Consider the following 21523-nt stretch of genomic DNA (forward strand, 5'->3'; position numbering starts at 1 on the left):
GTGGAGGCATTGTCATGGCAGAAGTGTTGCCGGCGCCGGATCCCATCGGACGGACACTGTCGTCCGGCGAACTCGTAACCACGATGTCCCACTTTCATCGCGCCGAGATTGCGCGCATGGCTGGCTGGCGCGACCGCCTGGACCGGACGAGCAACTGGGCGATAACGGTTGTCGCGGCGATGCTCTCAGTCTCGCTTTCGACAGCCAGCGCTCACCATGGCGTGATGCTGTTTGCCATGCTGCTTGTCCTGCTGCTGCTGTGGATCGAGGCCCGCCGATACCGTTTCTTCGACTTTTACCGGGCTCGCGTACGCCAGTTCGAACGGCACTATTTCGCGCAGATATTCTCGCCGCAGCCGGACTTCGCGTCCGATTGGCTGTTGATCGTCGGCGAGAGCCTGCGCGCGCCAAAATTCCTGATTTCGCAACGCGTGGCTTTGGCGCGCCGCCTGCGTCGCAATTACATTTACATGCTGCTGATCCTGCTGCTGGCCTGGATCCTCAAACTGTCGACCCCTAGTCTTCTGACCGAAGGCGTCCGCATCGGCTTCGTTGGCTCGATGCGTGAGGCCGTCACCGGTGCTGCGCTGGGTCCAATTCCGGGCGCCATCATCGTCGTGCTGGTTGCCGTCCTCTATGCCGGCCTGCTGGTGACAGCCTTTCTGACGGAGAGCGACGACGGCGAACTCTCCTTCGGGGACGTCCACGTCTAGCAACGCCTTGTCTGGCAACGCAACGCGCTGTCGCGCGTTGTTGGACACGTGCATTGGGCGATGGGGGTTTCATGGCTTGGCAGGCTCCGACACGTTCCAGCCTGACGCTGCTGGTTTGCACCTTCGTCCCCGCAGGCGCGGCCTGGGCGGCGGAGACGCTCGTTGCCGGTACCCGGGCCTCCGGCATGGGCGGTTCGGGCGAGGGCGCTTTCGTCGCCGAGATCGTGCTTCTGCTGCTTGTCGGGCGCGGCCTGGGCGAAGTGCTGCAGCGTTATGGCCAGCCGGCAATAATGGGCCAACTGATCGGCGGCATCCTGCTCGGTCCTTCGCTGTTCGGCTGGCTGTGGCCGTCGGCCCAGCACCTGGTCTTTCCCACCGATCCCGCGCAAAAGGGCATGATCGACGCCGTCTCGCAGCTGGGCATCCTGATGCTGCTTTTGCTGACCGGCATGGAGACGGACCTGCGGCTGGTGCGCCGGGTTGGCGCGGCCTGTTTTTCCATTTCGGCTACCGGCGTCGTGGTGCCCTTCATCTTCGGTTTCGCGCTGGCGCAGTTCCTGCCGGACGCATTGCTGCCCGACCCCACGCAACGCACGGTCGCCGGGCTGTTCCTGGGCACCGCACTGTCGATCTCGTCAGTCAAGATCGTCGCCATGGTCGTGCGCGAGATGAATTTCATGCGCCGCAACCTCGGACAGGTGATTATTTCCTCGGCAATCATCGAGGACACGATCGGCTGGTTGATCATCGCCGTAACCTTCGGCATCGCCACCAATGGCAGGCTGCAGCTCGTACCTCTGGTGACCACCATCGCCGCCGTGGCACTGTTCATGGTGTTTTCCTTCACCATTGGCCGCCGTCTTGTCTTCACCTTGATCCGCTGGACCAACGATCAATTCCGCAGCGAGTTTGCGGTGATCACCATGATCCTCATCATCATGGGAGCGATGGCGCTGATCACCAACATGATAGGCGTCCATACCGTGCTGGGGGCGTTCGTCGCCGGCATCCTTGTCGGTGAATCGCCCATTCTCTCCAGCCATATCGAAGGCCAGCTGCGAGGCGTCATCACCGCGCTGTTCATGCCGATCTTCTTCGGCATGGCGGGGCTTTCCGCCGATCTCACCGTGCTCGCCGATCCGACGCTTGCCATGCTGACGGGCGCTCTCGTGCTGATCGCCAGCATCGGCAAGTTTGGCGGCGCGTTCATCGGCGCCAAGCTCGCCGCCATGTCGTTCAAGGAAGCAATCGCCGTCGGCAGTGCAATGAACGCGCGCGGCTCGACCGAGGTGATCGTCGCCAGCATCGGCCTGTCGATGAACATCCTGTCGCACAATCTCTTCACCATGATCGTCACCATGGCCGTGATCACCACCTTGGCCATGCCGCCGATGCTGCGCTGGGCGCTCGGCCGGCTGCCGGTTGGGCATGACGAGCAGCAGCGTGTCGAGCGCGAGGCGTTGGACGAATACGGCTTCATTTCCAGGCTGGAGCGGCTGCTGGTGCTGGTCGACGACAGCAGGATCGGCAAGTTCACTGCCTATCTCGCCGGACTGGTCGGCGGAGGCAGCGGCATGCCCACCACCTTGCTTCGCCTGCCCACCACCTTGCTTCCGCCGAAAGACGGCCGAGGTGACAGGCCAACCGACAGCAAGGGACAGGAGCGCGCCCTGCAGGAAATCAAGAAGGGTGCAAGAAAAAGCGCCCAGGCGGTGAAACGGATCGAAGACACGCTTGTCGACAAAGTCCATCTGACGGCCCGCACCGAATTGGAAGCCACGGGTGAGACGATCGCCGAGGAGGCCCGCAAGGGATACGGCCTGTTGCTGGTCGGCCTTGACAATGTGCTGACCGCCGATGGCGCCTTCGCGCCGGCCCTCAACGACATTGCCGCAGGATTTGACGGCCCGCTTTGCCTGGTCCTGAACGGCGGCAATGCTGCCGAAAAGATGCCGACGCTGAAGGCCGGCACCAGCATTCTCGTCCCCGTCAACGGTACCCAGGTGGCGCGTCGCGCCGCCGACTTGGCGCTGGCCCTGGCCCGTCCAAACCGGGCGCGGATCAAGGTTCTCTACGTCTCGCAAAGGGCAGCCAAGGGCCGCAGGTCGACATCCATGTCGCATAGCCGTGAAGAGGCCGTGCTGAAAGACATCGCCGATTTGGCGGGCCGCTACGGCCTGCATATCGACACAGCGTTCCATACCCGCGTCACACCCGACAAGGCGATCACCCGGGAGGCGGCCAAAGGCGCGGCGATCGTCGTGATGGGCGTCACCCAACGTCCGGGTGAGGACCTGTTCTTCGGTGAAACCGCCGGCGCTGTTTTGGCCGCCTGCAACTGCCCAGTCGTGCTTCTGGCCAGCGCGCGGCCCAAGCATGACGCCGCTGGCACTGAGCTGGCAGCGTGATTTCATGGCGCACTGATCCGTCGGCAGGAATGTCGATCGAGGCTCTAAAAGCGCTGATCAGCCAAACGTAGAAGAACTCGAACCGAACGGTTCGGTTTCTGTTGACAGAGCGTACAGGAATGGGTGAACGCCGGCTCACGGAATGTTCGCGCCGAAAATCATCAATGACCGCATAACTAATTGAAAAGGAGGAAGAACATTGTGGCGACAGGAGCCGCATGTCGAATTTCAAGCGGCCAATTTGGCGCACCGCACTAAATTTTCGTGATTGGCAACGACAGGCTTGCCGACCCATTTCGGGGTGGTCCGAGCGACGCGAATTCCTCCCAAGGCACGCCACTTGACGGACAGACCAAAGAACTACCGGAGTAGCCGAAATGACCAAGATCGCTCTTACCGCCGCCGCCATCCTTGTTGCCACCGGCACTGCTTTTGCCGGCAGCGACCACTATGGCTCGGACAACGTCAACCAGCCGGCCGCTCCTGCTGCCAACGTCGACAACACGTTTACCGGCTCGATCCGCAAGCCGGTTACTTCCGAGCATACCGGTGCCAAGGCGACTTCCGAGTCGGTGGCGCCTGAATCCGGCCAAGGCATCTGGGGCCGCTGATTATCACGGCCCCGGAATACAAGAGCGGCGGGCCTGGCCCGCTACTCTTGCTTTCGCCTGTCAACGGGGTGCGCGCCGGACGGCATCCAGCGCCAATCGAATACTTCGAATTGCAGGTTTCATCTGTAGCCGCAATCTCGGTTGCTGAAATCGTCCAGCAACGTGCACGTCGGAAAAAGCCGGGTGCGTATTCGCCGACGCGGACAGCGCTCTCATCTCGAATGCGTCGAAAGCAACGACAACTCACGAATGACCAGTACACTGGAGTACCTGAAATGACCAAGATTGCTCTTACCGTCGCCGCCATCATCCTCGTCGCAACGGGCAGCGCCTTTGCAGGCAGCGACCATTATGGTTCGGACGGCGTCAACCAGCCGGCCGCGCCTGTTGGCAATGCGCCTGTCGGCACTATCGACAGCGGGTTTACCGGTTCCATCCACAAGCCGCTGACGGCTGAGCACAACGCCGTCGACACCGAGGCGACGACCCGGTTCGGCACGGATCAACCCGTAGTGCCGCAATCTGGCCGGGGCAACTGGGGCCGCTAGTTCCTCAAACCCGGGAGCACAAAGAGCGGCGGGCCTGGCCCGCCGCTCTTGTTTGTGAAGCCGGATTTGGCCGAAAGGTCGGCGATCCCCCGGCCTGCCAGGTAATCCCTAGCGAAGATCCTTCGGCCAAATGCAGTGCGTCAGCCGAGCGCTGCCGAAGCCGAGACCGGCCCAATCGCTATCGACGTCGAAACGGGTCAGGGCCGCGGTCGGAAATTTTTCCGCCAGCTTCTTCAGCGCCGCTTCGTCCGATCCAGCCCCGGCAAGCCCGCGCGCGAACTCCTCCAACCCGGGATTGTGGCCAAGCACCAGCAGCGTTCCGGTCCCCGCCTTTACTTGCCGAACCTTGGCGAGGATGTCCGCCGCCGCTGCCTCGTAGAGCGCCTGGGCAAATTTGGCCTGCACCTTTGCCGGCAATTCCGCCGAGACCAGCCGCCACGTGTCGCGGGTGCGCAGCGCCGGCGATACCAGCGCCAGCTCCGGCAGCCAGCCGCGCCGGGCCAGTTCGCGTCCGACCAGCGGCGCTGCCTTCAGCCCGCGCGCGGACAGCGGCCGGTCGAAGTCGATGAGATCGGGATCGTCCCAACTCGACTTGGCGTGACGCAGGAGCAGCAGTTGCTTCATGGATTCAAAATAAGGCCGAAACGTCGCGTGCGCCATGCACGACGCGGACGATCTCGACCCGCTGTTCGGCCGGCCGATAAAGCACGAGATAATTGCCGATCGTCAACGTACGCACATCGGCAGCGATGTTGGGCCTCTTGGGACCGGATTCCGAGAATGTCCCCAATTGCACGACGCGCTCGGCAATAGCATCCAAAAAGCGGTCCGCGGCAAGCGGGTTGTCCCTTGCAATGCCAAACCAAATATCGATCAGGTCGTCTTCTGCCGCCGGGCTGCGGACAATGCGGATGTCAGCCATTCCGCCGGTTTTTGCTGGCGTTGCCCAACCGGCTGCGGGCTTTCTGTTTTATGTCCTCGATGTCGAACGGCGCAAACGGACCGCTCTCCAGCCCTTCCGTCCAGGCTTTCCGCAACCGCTCCGCTTCGGCCTCGCGCAAGGGCTGGCGAAGCCGCCATTCGCGCAGTGCCTCGCGGATCACTTCACTTGCCGAACCGTACTGCCCGCTGGCCACCGCGCCTTTGACCATGTCCAGCAGTTCCGGGGAAAGCGCTACGCTGACTTTTTCGACTGTCGCCATCAAGCCGTCTCCTCACGAAGACGGTAGCAAAATTTGCTACCAAATTCAAGAACTTACTCTTACGGCGTGATCCGCGCCAGGTGCTCGAGATCGGTCTCTTCGCGCAGCGGGTCGGGCGCGATCACTACCGACGTGGCGTTGTCGGCATCGTCGGCGAAGCGCGAAAACACCGTGCGGCCGCCTTCCATTCGCGCCTTGCCTTCGGCGACCAGGCCCAGCGCCAGCGGATAGAGCTGGTGCTCGGCCTTGAGCACGCGTGCGGCCAGCGTGTCCTCATTGTCGCCGACCATCACCGGTACCGCGGCCTGGGCGATGATCGGCCCATCATCCATATCGAGCGTGACGAAATGCACCGTGCAGCCATGGATGCGCATGCCTGCGCGGATGGCCCGCGCATGCGTATCCAGCCCCTTGAAGGCAGGCAGCAGGGCAGGGTGGATATTGATCATGCGGCCCAGCCACTTCTCGACGAAGCGCGCGCCGAGGATGCGCATATAGCCTGCCAGCGCGACGATCTCGGCGCCGAACGACAAGAGGGCCGCATCGATCGCCTCGTCATGCGCTTGCTTGCTGGCATGGTCGGAGCGCGAAATCACCCTGGTGGCGATGCCGCGCGCCGCGGCGATGCCGAGGCCGGCGGCATTGGGGCGGTCGGAGATGACGCCGACGATCTCGGCCGGATAGGCCGGGTTGCTCGCCGCCGCAATCAGCGCCGTCATGTTGGAGCCGCGCCCAGAGATCAGTACGACCGTCCGTTTCCTGCTCATAGGCCGATCGAGCCCCGATAGATGACGCCGGCATCGCGGCGCGGTACGATCTGGCCGATCGGCGTGACCGTCTCGCCGGCCTCCTGCAGCACGGCGGCGACCTGCGCCGCCTGGCCGGAGGCGACGACCAGGATCATGCCGATGCCGCAATTGAAGGTGCGCATCATCTCTTCCGGCGCGACGCCGCCGGTCTTGGCCAGCCACGAAAACACCGGCGGCACCTCGATGGCGCCGAGATCGAGCTCGGCCGAAAAATCCTTGGGCAGAACACGCGGGATGTTTTCGGGAAAGCCGCCGCCGGTGATATGGGCCAGCGCCTTGATGCCATGCGTGTTGCGGATCGCCTTGAGGATCGATTTGACGTAGATGCGGGTCGGCTCGAGCAGCGCTTCGGCCAGCGTCGCCTCGTCATTGAACGGCGCTGGATCGCCCCAGCCAAGGCCGCTTACCGCGACGATGCGGCGGACCAGCGAAAAGCCGTTCGAATGCAGGCCCGACGAGGCGAGGCCGAGCAGCACATCGCCTTCGACGATGTCGTCGGTCGGCAACAGCTGGCCGCGTTCGGCGGCACCGACGGCAAAGCCGGCAAGGTCGTAATCCTTGTCGTGGTACATGCCGGGCATTTCAGCGGTCTCGCCGCCGATCAGCGCGCAACCGGCCTGCCGGCAGCCTTCGGCGATGCCGCCGATGATCGAAGCGCCCTGGTCGGGATCGAGCTTGCCGGTGGCGAAATAGTCGAGGAAGAACAGCGGCTCGGCGCCTTGGACGACGATGTCGTTGACGCACATGGCGACGAGGTCGATGCCGATCGTATCGTGCTTGCCGGCGTCTATGGCGATCTTCAGCTTGGTGCCGACGCCGTCATTGGCGGCGACCAGTACCGGATCGGTGAAGCCGGCCGCCTTGAGATCGAACAGGCCGCCGAAGCCGCCGATCTCGCCATCGGCGCCCGGCCGGCGCGTCGCGCGCACCAGCGGCTTGATCTTCTCGACCATGAGATTGCCGGCGTCGATGTCGACGCCCGCTTCGGCATAGGTGAGCCCGTTCTTGCGCTTGCTCATTTCCGGCGCCTGCTCATCTGTTGCGCTTGCCTGTCGCTGGTTTCATTCGCTTGCGGGCTCTTCGCATGAACGGTTTTGCCCCGCAAGGCAAGCGCGTGATGATGGTGTTTCAGTTGGATAACGGCAGAACCGGGCGCGATACACTCCAACAGTAAAAAGAAATCCCTGCCAGCATTGCGGCGAGGCCACCGACGGTGGCAAGAGACCTGATCTCCCCGTCGAAGGGCAGGGTCCCGTACGAGAAGCCGGCGGCGATCAAAGCCGCTGCGGCAGTCCACAGACCTGGATTTGCAGCGACCGACCTTGAGAAAACGAACGCGACGACAGCGGCGGTCAGCCAGAGGGGCCAAGAGACGACCACGCCCACGGCCAGATCAAGGGCGAAGGCCCACAGGAGATCTTGCGTCGCTATGTTGCGGTGCGGGGTTCCGAAAGATGCGAAAGCCAGCAGACTTTCCGTCAGTCCGGCCAGATAGCAAAGCGTGACTCGCCAAGCGATTGTGATTCTCTGCGCCATCATCGTTCGGGGAAAAATAAGCTATTGCTTCAGTGGTTCTTCGCATGGGCGGCAGCGTCTCGCAAGGACGGCAGCGGAATACCGGGCTCTACGTCTCTTCCAGGAAAGGCACGGCCGTTTCGTCCGTCCAGAGGCGACCGCCCTTGGGGAGGGTCTGCTGCTGTCCTGTAAACCGATCATCGTGCCCGCGTCCTCCCGGCGACTGGAAGAAGGCATATTGAACGTGTCTTGGGTTCCAACACGCCCCGGCTGGATGTCCCTCATTAACGTGCCGCCAGATCGAACCCCAACTGGGTTCCCAGATGTCAATAAACTTGAGAAATAGGCCGAGCAAAATCTTTGTATCCACCGGTTCGGCTCCAGCTAGGTAGCTAAACTCCAGCGACGCGTTGTTCTGGCTGTCTTCCGACAGATATTCGGAACAGGAACCACAACGGACTGATGTGGACGCCTCCGTGTTTGCCTGGCGCTGGTTCCACAGCGACACATTGTATCCCAGTTCAGGAACGGGCTGTCTCGGAGGCATGTCCGTCTTGTTCTTGCCCTTCAGCAGCCAGCGATGGAGAACCTCGCGCGACGAGGTGTTGACCGGCTCGGAGGCGATTGCTTTTTTGAGCGATCTGCCGAGCGGGGCCCACCTCGCGAACCTGTCGTCGGCTTCGTCCAAGGCCCGGAAATGCGCCTGGAGCTGCGGGACCAGCTCTTCGGCGTCCTTTCTCCTCGCCCCCCAGTAGACATAGATGTTGATCGACATGGCGTCCCTCGAACACACGGGAGACGTACCAGCTTTCTTGACTGGCGTCGCCAAAGGAGAGCGCGCGCTTCGGGGCTCCCTTCCATTTGGTTAGTTCAACGCCGGCTATCCTTCACGCCCCCTCTGCGTTGATCGCAAATTGCGCAGCGAAAGCCCGGATATAAGCCGGCCGAGCTTCCCCGCGCGCTACATAGGCAGCCAAGTTTTGATATTCGTCCAAAATGCCTGACATTCTTAGTCGCAGCAGCACAGATACCATCAATAAATCGCCCGCGCTGAACGTATCATCGAGCCAGTCGGCGACGCCTAAGTGGGCCGAGAGTTTGTCCAGCCGAGCGCGAACACGGTCCTTTACCAACGGCAAGCGCTCCTCGCTCCAAGGCTTGTCACGTTCGAATATTCTTGCCGTCGTTAATTCGAGGATCGGCGGCTCGACGGTGTTAAGTGCGGCAAACATCCACGTGATCGCACGCGCGCGGGCATTGCGATCCTTCGGCAGCAGGCCCGCATGCTGCTCAGCAAGATGGAAGACGATCGAGCCGGTCTCGAACAGCGAGAGAGAACCTTCCTCATAGGTAGGGATCTGGCCGAAGGGATGGATGGCGAGATGGTCAGGCGCCTTCATGTCCGCGAAAGAGACAAGACGAACCTCATAAGGTTGCCCCACTTCTTCGAGCGCCCAGCGAACGCGCGTATCGCGCGCCAGTCCCTTGCCGCCATCGGGCGATCGTTCAAATGCTGTGATAGTGATTGTCATCGCGTCCATTTCCTTGCCTGGGCGAATGTCTTCGGCTTCCTATCATGAGACGAATGAGCTTCCCGGAAATCGACATCGGTCTTGAGCTATTCCATTGCCTGGGCCGCTTCCGATCAAAGGTTAGTGGGGAGATTGGCAGCTTGCTGTATCGCTTCTCACTTGCCGTAACCCTCCATCTCCATCATGTATCGACAAACAAGAGCGACGGGATATGCGTTTGACCATCCCCAACATGATCACGATCATGCGCTTCGTGCTGGTGCCGGCCGTGGTGCTGGCCATGCTGCAGGAACGCTGGGACTGGGCGTTTGCCGGCTTCCTCATTGCCGGCATTTCCGACGGGGTCGACGGCTTCATCGCCCGCCATTTCAATCAGTTTTCCAGGCTCGGCGCCTATCTCGATCCGATGGCCGACAAGCTGCTGCTGGTCTCGGTTTTCGTCGTCCTGGGCTTCAGCGGCGAACTGCCGCTGTGGCTGGTCGTTACCATGGTGTCGCGCGATGCGCTGATCGTCTGCGCCGTGCTTCTATCCACCGTCATGGCGCATCCCGTTGAGATGAAGCCGCTCCTGGTGTCGAAGGCCAACACCGCGATCCAGATCGTGCTGGCGGCAGTGGTGTTGGGCGAACTCGCCTTCGACATCCGTCTCGATCCGCTGAGGCCAGCCCTCATATTGCTGTCCGGGGTCTTGACCGTGGCTTCGGCCGCGGCCTATCTCGTGGCTTGGCTGAGGCATATGAGCGGCTATGGCGAAGGCTCCACACCCGGTGCCTGAACGCGGGGCACCTGAACACGGGGCACCTGAACACCGGGCACCTGACGAACGGTCCATCGACGCCGAGGCCGAAGCCGCGGCGGCGGAGGCTTCGGCATCGGCGTCGTTTCGCCGGCAGATCCGCTTCTGGCTGGTCAGCGCCATCATCCTTGCCGTCTTCCTCTATGTCTTCAGCGGCATCCTTCTGCCCTTCGTCGCCGGCATGGTGCTCGCCTATTTCCTCGATCCTGTCGCCGACCGGCTGGAGCGGCTCGGCCTGTCCAGGCTGATGGCGACGGTGGTCATCCTCATCGCCTTCATCGTCGTCCTGGTGCTGGCCGTCGTCATCCTGGTTCCGGTGCTCGCCTCGCAGATGGCTGATTTCGCCAGCAAGCTGCCGGACTATCTGACCCGGCTGCAGGGCCTGATCACCAGCTTCGACCCGAAATGGCTGGAAGAAAAATTCGGCGTCGACGCCAATGGGCTGCGCGAGGGCCTGAACTCGCTGCTGACCTCCGGCTTCGGCCTCCTGACCACCGTCTTCACCTCGATCTGGAGCTCCGGCGTGGCGCTGGTCTCGGTCGTCAGCCTGTTCGTGGTGACGCCGGTCGTCGCCTTCTACATGCTGCTCGACTGGGACCGCATGGTGACAATCGTCGACAGCTGGGTGCCGCGCGACTACGTCAAGACCGTCAGGACGATCGCCAGGGACATCAACACTGCGACCGCCGGCTTCGTGCGCGGCCAGGGCACGCTGTGCCTGGTGCTCGGCGCCATGTATGCCACCGGCCTGACGCTGACCGGACTGAATTTCGGCATCCTCATCGGCCTGTTCGCCGGGTTGATCTCCTTCATCCCCTATGTCGGCTCGCTGACCGGCCTGGTGCTGGCCGTCGGCGTCGCCTTCGTCCAGTTCTGGCCGGACTGGACCATGATCGCGGCGGTGGCCGGCGTGTTCTTCGTCGGCCAGTTCATCGAGGGCAACATCCTGCAGCCCAGGCTGGTCGGCAAAAGCGTCGGCCTGCATCCGGTGTGGCTGATGTTTGCGCTGTTTGCCTTCGGCGCGCTGTTCGGCTTCGTCGGCCTGCTGATTGCCGTGCCGGCTTCCGCCGCCGTTGCCGTTCTGGTGCGTTTCGCCATCGCGCGCTACCTCGAATCGCCGCTCTACAAGGGCCATTCGGACGAGCCGGTGCCGCCGCTGCAGGTGCGGCGCCGCGGGGGCGCGCGCGGTTGAGCCATATGCCGGACAAGATCGATCCGCCGCGTCAATTGCCGCTCGATCTAGGCCACGGCACCGGCTATTCGCGCGACGAACTCGTGGTCTCCAGCACCAACAGCCAGGCGGCGGCGCTTGTCGACCGCTGGCCGGACTGGCCCTCGCCGGTCGTCGTGCTGGCCGGGCCGGCCGGCTCGGGGAAAACCCACCTGGCCTCGATCTGGCGGACCCGCGCTGGCGCGGTGAAAGTGGAGGCCGGCCGCATCGGCGACTGCATCGAAACCCTCGGCGCGCGCCCGGCCCTGATCGACGACGTCGATGCCGGCCCGCTCGACGAGCATGGCCTGTTCCACCTGATCAACGCGGTGCGCGGCGCCGGCTCGAGCTTGCTGTTGACGGCGCGGCGCTTCCCGTCCGCCTGGGGCGTCAGGCTGCCCGACCTGGCGTCGCGGCTCAAGGCCGCCGCTACCATCGAGATCCACGCACCCGACGATCTTCTGCTGGCCGGGGTCATCACAAAGCTGTTCGCCGACCGCCAGGTCGAGGTCGAGCCGCATGTCGTGCAATATCTGGTGCGCCGCATCGAGCGCTCGCTGGCCACTGCCATGCGGGTGGTCGAACGGCTCGACCGTACCGCGCTCGAGCGCAAGACGCCGATCACGCGGGCGCTCGCCGCCGAGACCGTCAGCGCCATGGACGAAGGGCAGGGCGAGTTCGAGATTTAGAGGATACAAAATGATGTCTGAATTCAGTGCATACGACATCATTGATCCGTTTCTAATGTCGTGGGCAAATCGGCACGGAATACGGGTCGCCACTAAATATCGCGACGACGATGTCCGTTCTATCTGGGTTTACGACAAGAATGGCAATCGTCGTGCTCAGTTGTGGCTCGATTTGCCTGACGCCAACGGCAATGTAACCATTGTGGCGTCGGTGCTGGATCCTAAAAGCGCTACACTATGGGGTGCCAGAGAGGAACGCCACGCATCTCCCGAAATGCTGCAAGCCGCCCTTGAAGAACTACGGCCAATGGTTTTTGGCTGGGCCGGGGAAGGTGCATATACCTAGTTCTTACCTCGGCCGGTGTCTCATTTCGGGAAACAACCTGGCATCCGTCTTGCAGCAAGGAGCTTGCCGGCTAATCCCGGTCCTGATTGCGTATCAAATCAGGTAGTAGGCTCGCCGGGAGATGGGTGGTTGGGGTTCTCGCCCGGCGAGCTTGCCGTCAGATGCTTTGCGCATTACGACATGGACCCAGGGGGCTGGAGGAGAGACCGATGCAGGTGTCGGTTACAAAGGCCCGAGCACAGCTTCACGAGTTAGTGCGCCGTGCCGAGACAGGTGACGAAATCATCCTGACCCGGCATGGTCATGCGGCCGTGCGTCTCGTTCCGGTCAAGGTGGTGCCGGACAGAACACGCCGCCGGGCATTGCTTCAGGCGATGCGCGCAGCCGGCGCCGCAAAGGCGAAGGCTGGGCCATCTGCGGCGCGAAGCCAGGACTTTCTCTACGCCGACGACGGCCTATCGCAGCAATCGCGCTAAAAACGGCTAATCACCTCAGCTCTCTCCGCCCGCAAGCGCCGCTCGTTCCGTGCCGAAGCGCTTGCGGTAATCGCCGGGCACCAGCCCGGTTATCCTGGCGAATACTTTGCGGAAAGAGCCGGGATCGTCATAACCGACCTCCCAGGCGATCTGGTCGATCGATCGCATCGTCGTTTCCAGCATTCCCCGCGCCTTGCCGACCCGCAGGTGCTGGCTGTATTCGGTCGGCTTGAGGCCGGTGGCGTTGCGGAACCTGCGTAGGAAAGTCCGCTCCTCCAGCCCGGCATGCTCGGCCATGGCGCCGAGCGTCACGTCACGCGCGCCGTTCGCCTGCAGCCAGTGCTGCACCTTGAGGATCGCTTCGTCGCCATGGGTCAGCCGTGGCGCGAACGGGCTGTAAAAACGTTGCTCGCGGCCGGGCGGGTCGACCAGCATGAAACGCGCCGTGTCCATCATGACGGTTGACCCGAGCACCCTGTTCACCAGCTTCAGGCCGAGGTCGGTCCAGGCCATGTAGCCGCCGGCGGTGATGATGTCGCCATCGTCGATGACCAGCCTGTCGGGGTCGAGCAGGATGTCGGGAAAGCGTAGCGCCAGCGCGTCGCGATAGGCCCAGTGCGTTGTCGCCGCACGGCCGGACAACAGGCCGGTCTCGGCAAGCACGAACGCGCCGGCGCAGACCGAACCGAGCGTCGCGCCTGCCGTGTGGCGGTCCCTGAGCCAGCCGGCATAGGGCGCGGCCGCTTCCCGAGCGATCGGATCTCCCAAGGTCGGCGGGAGGACAACCATGGCTGGTTCATTGTCAGGGCCGGGGTCGCTGTCGAAGGTGCGGATTACGGTATGGCCCGCGTCCAATTGCCAATGGCTGACGCGAAGCCTCGCCGCTTCCGGCGGCGGCTCGACAGCCAGCCGGTTTGCCAGCATGAAAAGATCGGTCAGGCCGAGCACGGCTGCTTCCTGCACGCCGGGATACAAGACAAGGCCGATTTCGATCAGATTACGCGCAGCCGTCATTTGTCAGTTTTGCCACCTTGAATGTCCGTTTTGCCAATACTCACCCGGACCGCACTGTTATAATTTGTCCAGCTGAAGGGGCTAAAAGCTTCCCTGTTACCCCCGATTCTTCCACCATGGAGTAGAACGATGAGCACATTCACCACCCATGACGGCACCGAGATTTTCTACAAGGATTGGGGCAAGGGCCAGCCGATCGTGTTCCATCACGGCTGGCCGCTAAGCTCAGACGATTGGGACAACCAGATGCTGTTCTTCCTCGAAAAGGGCTATCGCGTCATCGCACACGACCGCCGCGGCCACGGCCGCTCGTCGCAGACCGCGACCGGCAACGAGATGGACACCTACGCCGCCGATGTCGCGGCGCTGGCGGCGCATCTCGATCTCAGGGACGCGATCCACATCGGCCACTCGACCGGTGGCGGCGAGGTGGCGCGTTACGTCGCGCTATATGGCGGCGGCGGTCGTGTTGCCAAGGCGGTGCTGATCGGCGCCGTGCCGCCGATTATGGTCAAGACCGAAAGCAACCCCGGCGGCTTGCCGATCGAAGTCTTCGACGGCTTTCGCGCGGCTCTGGCCGCTAACCGCGCCGAGTTCTACAGGGATGTGCCGGCCGGCCCGTTCTACGGCTTCAACCGCGAGGGCGCCAAGGTCTCGCAAGGCGCGGTCGACAATTGGTGGCGCCAGGGCATGATGGGCGGAGCCAAGGCCCATTACGACTGCATCAAGGCATTCTCGGAGACCGATTTCACCGACGACCTCAAAAAGATCGAGGTACCCGTCCTGATCATGCATGGCGACGACGACCAGATCGTGCCGATCGCCGATTCCGCGCTGCTTGCGGCCAAGCTGGTGAAGCACGGCACGCTCAAGGTCTACAAGGGCCTGCCGCATGGCATGTGCACTACCCATCCGGAGATCATCAATCCGGATCTGCTGGCCTTCATCCAGGGCTGACGGCTTGCATATCGGACGGGCAGCGCGAGCTCGTGCTGTCCGTCCGTCGCTTAAGCATGACCGGCGACGGAGACACGCTCGAGCGTGATCCGCTTGCGCTGCCGACAAGATTTGCTTGATGAATGGTCGGAGTGGAGAGATTCGAACTCCCGACCCTCTGGTCCCAAACCAGATGCGCTACCAGGCTGCGCTACACTCCGAACGGTCTGTTGCCTAGTGATTTCAGCCCACCAAAGCAAGCGTAAAAAGCCATCGGCCTTGCTGCCGGCGGCATTGCGCAGTAATGACGGGCTAGTGCATGGCCAGAGAACAGTAATCTGGTCTCGGGGTCGTGTGCTTGCAACCAGCAATGAGGTGGTCATGTCAGCCCGCATTTTCAGCCCAGCCAAAACCGCGATGCAGTCCGGCAAGGCCAAGACCGGCTATTGGGTGCTGGAATTCGATCCGGAGCAGCGCAAGAAGATCGATCCGCTGATGGGCTACACCACGTCCGGCGACATGCGAAGCCAGATCAGGCTGACCTTCGACACAAGAGAAGAGGCGGTCGCCTATGCCGAGAAGGAAGGGCTGGCTTTCCGCGTCGAGGAGCCGAAGGAAATCAAGCGCCGCCAGATTTCCTATGCGGAGAATTTCCGCTATGACCGCAGGACGCCCTGGACGCACTAATCCCATACCGGCCCCGCCGGCACAATCCGCCGGTCATGCGGCCGGCCAGCGGTCCCGTAGCTCAGCTGGATAGAGCACCGGCCTTCTAAGCCGATGGTCACAGGTTCGAATCCTGTCGGGATCGCCAATATTTTCAGGGTCCGTTCCGGACAGGTTCACTCGCCAGTCGCACAGGATTTCCGACACATGACAGCGATGGGCGCGGCGGCGATCCTGGTCCTGACCTATGCCGGCGTCGCCATCGGCAGGATACCGGGGCTGCGCCTCGACCGGGCAGGCATCGCGCTGCTCGGCGGTGCGGCGATGATCGCCATCGGCGCCCTCGACATGGAAGACGCCTACCGCGCCATCAGCTTCGACACCATCACGCTTCTGCTCGGCATGATGATCGTCGTGGCGCACCTGAAAGTGTCCGGCGCCTTTCGCGCGCTCGGCGGGTTCGCCATCGAGCATGCGCATGCGCCGTTCATGCTGCTGGTGATGGTGACGCTGTTGACCGGCGTCCTGTCGGCATTCCTCGTCAACGACGCCATCTGCCTGGTCATGGCGCCGATCGTCGTCCATGTCACCCGCGTCATCAACCGCAACCCGGTTCCCTACCTGATCGCCACGGCGACCGCATCCAATTGCGGCAGTGTCGCCACCATCACCGGCAATCCGCAGAACATGGTCATCGGCGCCCTGTCGGGGATTTCCTATCCGGCCTTCTCGGCGGCGCTTGCGCCGGTCGCGGCGTTCGGCCTCGTCGCCGTCATCGTCATCATCCGCATCGTCTACCGCGCCGAATTTTCACGCAAGGCCGAGCTCAGCCCCGAAGTCTATCGCGGCCGCATGCTGCCTGGGCAGGTGCTGAAGGCGGTGGTCGTCTGTATCGGTTTGGCGATCGCCTTCTTTGCCGGCGTTCCAGTCGCCAAGGCAGCGCTGATCGGCGGCGCGATTCTGCTGCTGACCCGCGCCATCAAGCCTGAGCGCATCTATCGCGAGATCGATGGACCGCTGCTGTTCATGTTCGCCGGGCTTTTCATCGTCGTCGCCGGTGCCGAGAAGACATTGCTGACGCCCGACATCATCGCTTCGGCAAAGAACCTCGGGCTGAATGATGTCTGGCGGCTGTCCGGTTTCACCGCGGTGCTGTCCAACATCATGAGCAATGTCCCGGCCGTGCTGGCGCTGAAGCCGTTCGTGCCCGGACTGGAAGATCCCGAGCGGGCCTGGCTGGTCGTCGCCATGAGCTCGACGCTGGCCGGCAATTTCACGCTGCTCGGCTCGGTCGCCAATCTGATCGTTGCCGAGCACGCGCGGGTCTCCGGCAAACCGCTGGGCTTCATCGCCTTCTTCAAGGTCGGCCTGCCGTTGACGCTGGTCACGCTTCTTGTAGGGACTGCATGGCTGGCGGCCTAAAAGCGCGTCGCATTCGACCGGCCGCATGCGACGCGCTGTAGGCTCTTGTTGTATGCATGTCGTTATCGCAAAACCGCTGCACACTTTTGCGCGACATGCAGTAGCCAGTCAGGGCGACGTCACCGTGAGGTGGCCTTTCATATTGGGATGGAAGCGGCAGAAATAATCGACCGATTCCGCCTTCTTCATCGTCAGGCTCGCCGCCTTCTTCGGCGGGATCATCACTTCCCAGCCGCCGTTGACGGTTGCAGTGTGGGCGAACACGTCCTTGTTCACCCACTTGATCGTGTCGCCGACCTTAGCCTCGATCTTTGCCGGCGAAAACACAAGCTTTTCGATCGTCACCTCGATGGTTTCGGCCTTGGCCGGCGCGGCACCCACTGCCAGTGCCAGCGCAATCCACAGATGCCGCCTCGACATCATCGGCGCAATCCTCACTTCAACATGCCGGCGAGGTGTTCGGCGTGCTGTTCGTGGCCCTGGAATATTTTCAGGCCGGTTTCCAGCAGGCTCTTCAGCTCGGCATTGCTGGCGGATGGGATCAGCAGCGTTTCGAGCGCGCCATTGACCTGTTTGTGGTAGGCTACTTCGCTGGCGACATAGGCCTTGTCGAACGCCGCGCCCTTGAGCTTGGCAAGCTTGGCACGTTCCTCGGCCGCCGCATTGGTCAGCGCTTTGCTGGTCGGATTGTCCTCAGGCGTGACCTTGAGCTTCTTGACCAGGTCGAGAGCCTGTTTGTTGACCGCCTCGTGATCTCGCACCATGTCCTTGGCGAAATCCACGACCTCTTTGTTCTTCGATTTCTTCAGCGCCTGCTTGGCGGCTTCGACGTCAAGCACGCCCGCCGTGTAGGCGATATGTGCGATCTGCGGATCGGTCGGCTTTTCGGCAGCTTGCGACAAGGGCGCTGCGCTAAGCAGGAAAACTGCGGCCAGTGCCGCGGTCGGTCGAATAAACATGATGCTCTCCTTCACCCCGATGCGGAACTGCATCGGGCTTCGTTTTCAGTGATGCTCATTGGATGCAGGTCGCCGCCAAACGTTCCCGCGAAAATCGGCACGGCCTATCCGGAAAGACCAAGCCGCTGCATCACGGCATTGGTCAGCCGTTCGCAGCGCCGGCCGGCGAACGGAAAGGCGTCGAGCAGCACCGGGCCGATCTGGTCGTCCAGCGCCTTGCGCACCAGCGCACGGGCGCGGTGCAGCCGGGTCTTGATGGTTTCTGGTCGCACGCCAAGCAGTTCGGCGGTCTCCTCGATGCTCAATCCCTCGATGACGCGCGCCACGAACACCATCCGGTAGACATCGGGGAGACTGTCGGTTGCCCGTTCGACAAGCTCAAGGATCTGCCGTTGCGCCATCGTACGCTCCGGATCGTCGCTCGGGTTGAGGGGAAACCGGATGATTTCGGCTTGCGGGTTTTCCGGCATTGCTACCATTCGCCGCCTTTTGCGCAAGCGGCCGAGCGCTTCGTTGATGACGATACGCGACAGCCATGTGGCGAGCGAGGCATCGCCGCGAAAGGACTCGAGATGGGCAAAGGCGCTGACATAGGTCTCCTGGACGATGTCCTCGGCCTCGCTGTCGTTACGCACGACCCCGCGGGCGAGGCGGTAGAGCCTTTGGTTGTGCGTCTTGATGATGGTACGGAATGCATCGCCATCACGTGCCAGCGCGCGGCCGACAAGCTGCATGTCGCCGGAAGCGGCGGGCGTCGCCGTCAACGCAGCAGGCATGGCCGATCTCCTGATAGGCTTCTCATCGCGACATTGGATGCATCGGCCGACAAAAGGTTCCCGACCGATCCCGCCGGCCAGCCTCAATCCGTGTCAAGGACTGGCAGAGGCTATTCTACCGCCTTCACCGCACCGCCGCCTCTATTTTGTAGACACCGTTTTCATCGGCCGATCGGTCGCCATGACATCGCTCAGGATCGCAATTTTTTCCAGGCTGTTACGCCGATTTTCTGACTCAGTCTGGAAAGGTGCTGGCTCAGGCGTCTGCAGCCGCCGCCAGCCCGCGCGCCAGGTCGGCCTTCAAATCCTCGACATCCTCGAGCCCGATCTGCAGGCGCACCAGCGGCCCGTCATACGGGCCTTTGGCGACGGTACGGTCGCCCAGGAATACCGGCACGGCAAGGCTCTCATAGCCGCCCCAGGAATAGCCGAGGCCGAAAAACTTCAACGCGTCGAGGAAGGCGTGCTGCTGCTTCTGTCCGCCGCCCGCAAGAACGATCGAGAAGATGCCGCTCGATCCGCAAAAATCGCGCTTCCACATGGCGTGGTCGGGATGACTGGGCAGCCCCGGATGCAGCACCTGCGCTACGCCCGGCTGACCCTCCAGCCAGCCGGCGAGGGCAAGCGCGCTCTTTTGATGGCGCTCCAGCCGCACACCCATCGTGCGCAGGCCGCGCAGCACCTGGTAGACGTCGTCAGGCCCGGCGCAGCAGCCCATTGTGTTGAACGTCTCGAAAAGCTGCTTCCAGCAGCCTGCGTTGGCCGACACCGTGCCGAGCAGCACGTCGGAATGGCCGGCCGGGTATTTCGTCGCCGCGTGGATCGAGATGTCGACGCCATGGTCGAGGGGGCGAAAGTAGAGCGGCGTCGCCCAGGTATTGTCCATCATGACGATGGCGCCGGCGGCATGCGCGGCCTTGGTGATGGCCGGTATGTCCTGCACCTCGAAGGTGTTGGAGGCCGGCGATTCGGTGAACACCACCTTGGTGTTGGGCTTGATCAGCGCCGCGATGCCGGCGCCGATGCGCGGCTCGTAATACTCGACCTCGATGCCCAGCCGCTTCAGCATCGTGTCGGCGAGGTTACGGGTCGGATGATAGATGGAATCGACGATCAGCAGATGATCGCCGGCCGACAGGAAGGCGAGCAGCGGCAGCATCACCGCCGCCAGGCCGGACGGTACCGCGACCGTGCCTGCCGAACCTTCCAGCGCATCGATCGCGCTGTTCAGCGCATCGGTGGTCGGTGTGCCGCGCGTGCCGTAGGTGTACCTCTGGCTGCGTGAAGCCATCGCCGCCGCATTGGGATAGAGCACGGTCGAGGCATGCACCACCGGCGGATTGACGAAGCCGAAATAGTCATGCGGGTTGTTGCCGGAATGAGCGAGCCGCGTGTTGATGCCCATCTCGCTGCCGTCTTTTGCCATTGCTTTTCGTCCCATGGGTTGGTCGTTAGCCATAGTGCGGCGGCATGGGCCGCGCAACCGCAGCGCACTCGCCAGGCCAAGCTCTTGAATATGCCAATTCAGCAATGCGCCGTAGTTCTTCTGGACGGCTGCCAGCTGTGCTTGGCAAGTCACGGTCGGACTTTGCCGGCTTTATTGGCGCGCTGACCAATTTGCGAGCGCGTTTGTCTGCAATTTCAGGCATTTCAGGCGGTTGGTTTTCAAAGTCTTTCGGATTCGGTCATTTCCCTTGACCTCACAGGAATAATCGCCTTCGATGTTGTTCGTGAATGGGAGGCAGCGCGTCGGTTACGATGCGGGATTCCGGTAATGGGCCGGGATACATAGCTGCGTTCACACGGGAAAAGTCAGGTTCGCCTGGAAAAAACAGAAAAGGGTCTGTGGGTCATGAAACACATTGCAATCGGCGTTTTGGGCGCCGCCGCGTTTGGATTCGCGGCTTCGGCGGCTTCGGCGGCCACGCTCGACGATGTCAAGGCGAAGGGCTTCATCCAATGCGGCGTCTCGACCGGTCTGGCCGGCTTCTCGGCGCCGGACGACAAGGGTGAGTGGCAAGGCCTCGACGCGGACTTCTGTCGCGCTGTGGCGGCCGCCGTGTTCGGCGATGGCACCAAGGTGAAGTTTACGCCGCTCAGCGCCAAGGAGCGGTTTACCGCTCTGCAGTCGGGCGAGATCGACATCCTGTCGCGCAACACCACCTGGACCATCAATCGCGACACCGCACTCGGCCTGAACTTCATCGGCACGACTTATTATGACGGCCAGGGCTTCATGATCAACGCCAAGAAGCTTCCGGGCGTGAACTCGGCGCTGCAGCTTTCGGGCGCGGCGGTCTGCGTGCAGAGCGGCACCACGACCGAGCTCAACCTTGCCGACTATTTCAAGTCGAACAAGATGGAGTACAACCCCGTCGTCTTCGAAAAGCTGGAAGAGGTCAACGCCGCCTATGACGCCGGCCGCTGCGACGTCTACACCACCGACCAGTCGGGCCTCTATGGCATCCGCCTGACGCTGGGTGCGCCGGCCGACCATGTCGTGCTGCCCGAGATCATCTCCAAGGAACCGCTTGGGCCGGCCGTGCGCCAAGGCGACGACCAGTGGTACCACATCGTCAAGTGGACGTATTTCGCGTTGCTCGACGCCGAGGAACTCGGCATCACCAAGGCCAATGTCGACGAGATGAAGAACTCGGACAGTCCCGAGATCAAGCGCGTGCTCGGCCAGGAAGCCGATACCAAGATCGGCACCGATCTCGGCGTCTCTAACGACTGGGTTGTCAACATCGTCAAGGCCGTCGGCAATTACGGCGAGATGTTCGAGCGCAATGTCGGCTCGGGCAGCCCGCTGAAGATCGCCCGCGGCATCAACGCGCTGTGGACCAAGGGTGGCCTGCAATACGCTCCGCCGATCCGCTGATCGACAATGGATCC

At 62.5% G+C, this 21523-nt stretch carries 26 protein-coding genes and 2 tRNA genes; 14 read left to right on the plus strand and 14 right to left on the minus strand.

The genetic code is table 11. The features are described 5' to 3' along the window. Positions 1-14 precede the first annotated feature (14 nt). The 4 genes from AC0L2X_RS04305 (at position 15) to AC0L2X_RS04320 (ending at position 4280) form a co-directional block, all read left to right on the plus strand. On the plus strand, positions 15-713 hold the full coding sequence (locus tag AC0L2X_RS04305) for a DUF2270 domain-containing protein (RefSeq protein WP_473554699.1): 699 nt from the start codon (positions 15-17) through the stop codon (positions 711-713). A gap of 185 nt (positions 714-898) precedes the next feature. Next, on the plus strand, positions 899-3121 hold the full coding sequence (locus AC0L2X_RS04310; protein ID WP_473554821.1) for a cation:proton antiporter domain-containing protein: 2223 nt from the start codon (positions 899-901) through the stop codon (positions 3119-3121). A 377-nt stretch (positions 3122-3498) separates the two neighbouring features. Continuing rightward, complete coding sequence (locus AC0L2X_RS04315) at positions 3499-3732, plus strand: DUF680 domain-containing protein (protein WP_473554702.1); 234 nt, start codon at positions 3499-3501, stop codon at positions 3730-3732. Between the two features lie 275 nt (positions 3733-4007). Next, complete coding sequence (locus AC0L2X_RS04320) at positions 4008-4280, plus strand: DUF680 domain-containing protein (protein WP_473554704.1); 273 nt, start codon at positions 4008-4010, stop codon at positions 4278-4280. A 108-nt stretch (positions 4281-4388) separates the two neighbouring features. Here the strand turns inward: AC0L2X_RS04320 and AC0L2X_RS04325 are convergent, their stop codons facing one another. The 8 genes from AC0L2X_RS04325 to AC0L2X_RS04360 form a co-directional block, all read right to left on the minus strand. Continuing rightward, a complete protein-coding gene (locus AC0L2X_RS04325) occupies positions 4389-4904 on the minus strand; it encodes a SixA phosphatase family protein (RefSeq protein WP_473554705.1) in 516 nt (171 codons plus the stop codon). A gap of 4 nt (positions 4905-4908) precedes the next feature. Beyond that, positions 4909-5202 (minus strand): type II toxin-antitoxin system RelE/ParE family toxin, encoded by a 294-nt coding sequence (locus AC0L2X_RS04330; protein WP_473554708.1) that lies wholly within the window; start codon positions 5200-5202, stop codon positions 4909-4911. After that, positions 5195-5482: a type II toxin-antitoxin system ParD family antitoxin gene (locus AC0L2X_RS04335; RefSeq protein WP_352492628.1), complete on the minus strand. Its 288-nt coding sequence runs from the start codon at positions 5480-5482 to the stop codon at positions 5195-5197. Before AC0L2X_RS04335 ends, AC0L2X_RS04330 begins: the two co-directional genes overlap by 8 nt. Before the next feature lie 59 nt (positions 5483-5541). Next, positions 5542-6249: a phosphoribosylglycinamide formyltransferase gene (purN, locus tag AC0L2X_RS04340; protein WP_352492627.1), complete on the minus strand. Its 708-nt coding sequence runs from the start codon at positions 6247-6249 to the stop codon at positions 5542-5544. Continuing rightward, positions 6246-7310: a phosphoribosylformylglycinamidine cyclo-ligase gene (purM, locus tag AC0L2X_RS04345; RefSeq protein ID WP_473554709.1), complete on the minus strand. Its 1065-nt coding sequence runs from the start codon at positions 7308-7310 to the stop codon at positions 6246-6248. Before purM ends, purN begins: the two co-directional genes overlap by 4 nt. A 109-nt stretch (positions 7311-7419) precedes the next feature. Next, positions 7420-7827 (minus strand): hypothetical protein, encoded by a 408-nt coding sequence (locus AC0L2X_RS04350; protein WP_473554710.1) that lies wholly within the window; start codon positions 7825-7827, stop codon positions 7420-7422. An 88-nt stretch (positions 7828-7915) separates the two neighbouring features. Beyond that, the gene (locus AC0L2X_RS04355; RefSeq protein ID WP_473554713.1) at positions 7916-8581 is read right to left on the minus strand and encodes an Imm52 family immunity protein; all 666 of its coding nucleotides are present in this window, start codon (positions 8579-8581) and stop codon (positions 7916-7918) included. A 112-nt stretch (positions 8582-8693) separates the two neighbouring features. After that, positions 8694-9338 carry a glutathione S-transferase family protein gene (locus AC0L2X_RS04360; protein ID WP_473554715.1) on the minus strand — a complete coding sequence of 215 codons (645 nt, stop codon included), beginning with the start codon at positions 9336-9338 and terminating at the stop codon, positions 8694-8696. 217 nt (positions 9339-9555) lie between these two features. Here AC0L2X_RS04360 and AC0L2X_RS04365 point away from each other — a divergent pair, with 217 nt between their 5' ends. The 5 genes from AC0L2X_RS04365 to AC0L2X_RS04385 all read left to right on the plus strand — a co-directional run bounded on the left by AC0L2X_RS04365 (position 9556) and on the right by AC0L2X_RS04385 (position 12855). Then, entirely contained in the window at positions 9556-10113 is a 558-nt protein-coding gene (locus AC0L2X_RS04365) for a CDP-alcohol phosphatidyltransferase family protein (RefSeq protein WP_473554823.1), read from the plus strand. Then, on the plus strand, positions 10085-11326 hold the full coding sequence (locus AC0L2X_RS04370) for an AI-2E family transporter (protein WP_473554717.1): 1242 nt from the start codon (positions 10085-10087) through the stop codon (positions 11324-11326). The genes AC0L2X_RS04365 and AC0L2X_RS04370 overlap by 29 nt, the downstream gene beginning before the upstream one ends. A gap of 5 nt (positions 11327-11331) precedes the next feature. Continuing rightward, positions 11332-12033, plus strand: a complete 702-nt coding sequence (hdaA, locus tag AC0L2X_RS04375) for a DnaA regulatory inactivator HdaA (protein ID WP_473599281.1) — start codon at positions 11332-11334, stop codon at positions 12031-12033. A 10-nt stretch (positions 12034-12043) separates the two neighbouring features. Next, entirely contained in the window at positions 12044-12379 is a 336-nt protein-coding gene (locus AC0L2X_RS04380) for a hypothetical protein (protein WP_473554721.1), read from the plus strand. A gap of 209 nt (positions 12380-12588) precedes the next feature. After that, positions 12589-12855: a type II toxin-antitoxin system Phd/YefM family antitoxin gene (locus tag AC0L2X_RS04385; protein ID WP_473554723.1), complete on the plus strand. Its 267-nt coding sequence runs from the start codon at positions 12589-12591 to the stop codon at positions 12853-12855. A 15-nt stretch (positions 12856-12870) separates the two neighbouring features. Here the strand turns inward: AC0L2X_RS04385 and AC0L2X_RS04390 are convergent, their stop codons facing one another. Then, positions 12871-13869, minus strand: a complete 999-nt coding sequence (locus AC0L2X_RS04390; RefSeq protein ID WP_473554725.1) for a GlxA family transcriptional regulator — start codon at positions 13867-13869, stop codon at positions 12871-12873. Positions 13870-13998: 129 nt separating this feature from the next. On the opposite strand from AC0L2X_RS04390, the gene AC0L2X_RS04395 reads away from it, so the two are divergent. Beyond that, the gene (locus AC0L2X_RS04395; RefSeq protein ID WP_473554726.1) at positions 13999-14826 is read left to right on the plus strand and encodes an alpha/beta fold hydrolase; all 828 of its coding nucleotides are present in this window, start codon (positions 13999-14001) and stop codon (positions 14824-14826) included. Between the two features lie 123 nt (positions 14827-14949). Here the strand turns inward: AC0L2X_RS04395 and AC0L2X_RS04400 are convergent. Continuing rightward, positions 14950-15026, minus strand: a tRNA-Pro gene (locus AC0L2X_RS04400). Between the two features lie 160 nt (positions 15027-15186). Between AC0L2X_RS04400 and AC0L2X_RS04405 the strand changes: the two genes are divergently transcribed. The 3 genes from AC0L2X_RS04405 (at position 15187) to AC0L2X_RS04415 (ending at position 16893) form a co-directional block, all read left to right on the plus strand. Further along, positions 15187-15492 carry an ETC complex I subunit gene (locus AC0L2X_RS04405; protein WP_023677641.1) on the plus strand — a complete coding sequence of 102 codons (306 nt, stop codon included), beginning with the start codon at positions 15187-15189 and terminating at the stop codon, positions 15490-15492. Positions 15493-15542: 50 nt separating this feature from the next. Further along, positions 15543-15619: transfer RNA gene (locus AC0L2X_RS04410), tRNA-Arg, on the plus strand. A gap of 59 nt (positions 15620-15678) precedes the next feature. Then, on the plus strand, positions 15679-16893 hold the full coding sequence (locus AC0L2X_RS04415) for an anion transporter (protein WP_473554727.1): 1215 nt from the start codon (positions 15679-15681) through the stop codon (positions 16891-16893). Positions 16894-17001: 108 nt separating this feature from the next. On the opposite strand, the gene AC0L2X_RS04420 is transcribed toward AC0L2X_RS04415, so the two are convergent. The 4 genes from AC0L2X_RS04420 to AC0L2X_RS04435 all read right to left on the minus strand — a co-directional run bounded on the left by AC0L2X_RS04420 (position 17002) and on the right by AC0L2X_RS04435 (position 20054). Continuing rightward, a complete protein-coding gene (locus AC0L2X_RS04420) occupies positions 17002-17313 on the minus strand; it encodes a cupredoxin domain-containing protein (RefSeq protein WP_473554825.1) in 312 nt (103 codons plus the stop codon). A 14-nt stretch (positions 17314-17327) separates the two neighbouring features. Beyond that, positions 17328-17852 (minus strand): DUF4142 domain-containing protein, encoded by a 525-nt coding sequence (locus tag AC0L2X_RS04425; RefSeq protein ID WP_473599282.1) that lies wholly within the window; start codon positions 17850-17852, stop codon positions 17328-17330. 104 nt (positions 17853-17956) lie between these two features. Beyond that, positions 17957-18628, minus strand: coding sequence for an RNA polymerase sigma factor (locus tag AC0L2X_RS04430; protein ID WP_473554733.1), 672 nt, complete (start codon positions 18626-18628; stop codon positions 17957-17959). 256 nt (positions 18629-18884) lie between these two features. Beyond that, positions 18885-20054, minus strand: coding sequence for a cystathionine beta-lyase (locus AC0L2X_RS04435; RefSeq protein ID WP_473554735.1), 1170 nt, complete (start codon positions 20052-20054; stop codon positions 18885-18887). 426 nt (positions 20055-20480) lie between these two features. On the opposite strand from AC0L2X_RS04435, the gene AC0L2X_RS04440 reads away from it, so the two are divergent. Then, positions 20481-21509, plus strand: coding sequence for an amino acid ABC transporter substrate-binding protein (locus AC0L2X_RS04440; protein ID WP_352492611.1), 1029 nt, complete (start codon positions 20481-20483; stop codon positions 21507-21509). The last annotated feature ends 14 nt before the right edge of the window (positions 21510-21523 follow it).

The sequence above is a fragment of the Mesorhizobium sp. WSM4828 genome (genome assembly GCF_055811175.1).

Bases quoted from the DNA above. Each gene is read 5' to 3' on its own strand.
- purN (WP_352492627.1), bottom strand. From the start codon at position 6,249: ATGAGCAGGAAACGGACGGTCGTACTGATCTCTGGGCGCGGCTCCAAC.
- AC0L2X_RS04305 (WP_473554699.1), top strand. From the start codon at position 15: ATGGCAGAAGTGTTGCCGGCGCCGGATCCCATCGGACGGACACTGTCG.
- AC0L2X_RS04440 (WP_352492611.1), top strand. From the start codon at position 20,481: ATGAAACACATTGCAATCGGCGTTTTGGGCGCCGCCGCGTTTGGATTC.
- AC0L2X_RS04355 (WP_473554713.1), bottom strand. From the start codon at position 8,581: ATGTCGATCAACATCTATGTCTACTGGGGGGCGAGGAGAAAGGACGCC.
- AC0L2X_RS04380 (WP_473554721.1), top strand. From the start codon at position 12,044: ATGATGTCTGAATTCAGTGCATACGACATCATTGATCCGTTTCTAATG.
- AC0L2X_RS04390 (WP_473554725.1), bottom strand. From the start codon at position 13,869: ATGACGGCTGCGCGTAATCTGATCGAAATCGGCCTTGTCTTGTATCCC.
- AC0L2X_RS04330 (WP_473554708.1), bottom strand. From the start codon at position 5,202: ATGGCTGACATCCGCATTGTCCGCAGCCCGGCGGCAGAAGACGACCTG.
- purM (WP_473554709.1), bottom strand. From the start codon at position 7,310: ATGAGCAAGCGCAAGAACGGGCTCACCTATGCCGAAGCGGGCGTCGAC.
- AC0L2X_RS04325 (WP_473554705.1), bottom strand. From the start codon at position 4,904: ATGAAGCAACTGCTGCTCCTGCGTCACGCCAAGTCGAGTTGGGACGAT.
- hdaA (WP_473599281.1), top strand. From the start codon at position 11,332: ATGCCGGACAAGATCGATCCGCCGCGTCAATTGCCGCTCGATCTAGGC.
- AC0L2X_RS04405 (WP_023677641.1), top strand. From the start codon at position 15,187: ATGTCAGCCCGCATTTTCAGCCCAGCCAAAACCGCGATGCAGTCCGGC.
- AC0L2X_RS04320 (WP_473554704.1), top strand. From the start codon at position 4,008: ATGACCAAGATTGCTCTTACCGTCGCCGCCATCATCCTCGTCGCAACG.
- AC0L2X_RS04415 (WP_473554727.1), top strand. From the start codon at position 15,679: ATGACAGCGATGGGCGCGGCGGCGATCCTGGTCCTGACCTATGCCGGC.
- AC0L2X_RS04370 (WP_473554717.1), top strand. From the start codon at position 10,085: ATGGCGAAGGCTCCACACCCGGTGCCTGAACGCGGGGCACCTGAACAC.
- AC0L2X_RS04360 (WP_473554715.1), bottom strand. From the start codon at position 9,338: ATGACAATCACTATCACAGCATTTGAACGATCGCCCGATGGCGGCAAG.
- AC0L2X_RS04385 (WP_473554723.1), top strand. From the start codon at position 12,589: ATGCAGGTGTCGGTTACAAAGGCCCGAGCACAGCTTCACGAGTTAGTG.
- AC0L2X_RS04425 (WP_473599282.1), bottom strand. From the start codon at position 17,852: ATGTTTATTCGACCGACCGCGGCACTGGCCGCAGTTTTCCTGCTTAGC.
- AC0L2X_RS04430 (WP_473554733.1), bottom strand. From the start codon at position 18,628: ATGCCTGCTGCGTTGACGGCGACGCCCGCCGCTTCCGGCGACATGCAG.
- AC0L2X_RS04315 (WP_473554702.1), top strand. From the start codon at position 3,499: ATGACCAAGATCGCTCTTACCGCCGCCGCCATCCTTGTTGCCACCGGC.
- AC0L2X_RS04420 (WP_473554825.1), bottom strand. From the start codon at position 17,313: ATGTCGAGGCGGCATCTGTGGATTGCGCTGGCACTGGCAGTGGGTGCC.
- AC0L2X_RS04310 (WP_473554821.1), top strand. From the start codon at position 899: ATGGGCGGTTCGGGCGAGGGCGCTTTCGTCGCCGAGATCGTGCTTCTG.
- AC0L2X_RS04335 (WP_352492628.1), bottom strand. From the start codon at position 5,482: ATGGCGACAGTCGAAAAAGTCAGCGTAGCGCTTTCCCCGGAACTGCTG.
- AC0L2X_RS04395 (WP_473554726.1), top strand. From the start codon at position 13,999: ATGAGCACATTCACCACCCATGACGGCACCGAGATTTTCTACAAGGAT.
- AC0L2X_RS04435 (WP_473554735.1), bottom strand. From the start codon at position 20,054: ATGGCAAAAGACGGCAGCGAGATGGGCATCAACACGCGGCTCGCTCAT.
- AC0L2X_RS04350 (WP_473554710.1), bottom strand. From the start codon at position 7,827: ATGGCGCAGAGAATCACAATCGCTTGGCGAGTCACGCTTTGCTATCTG.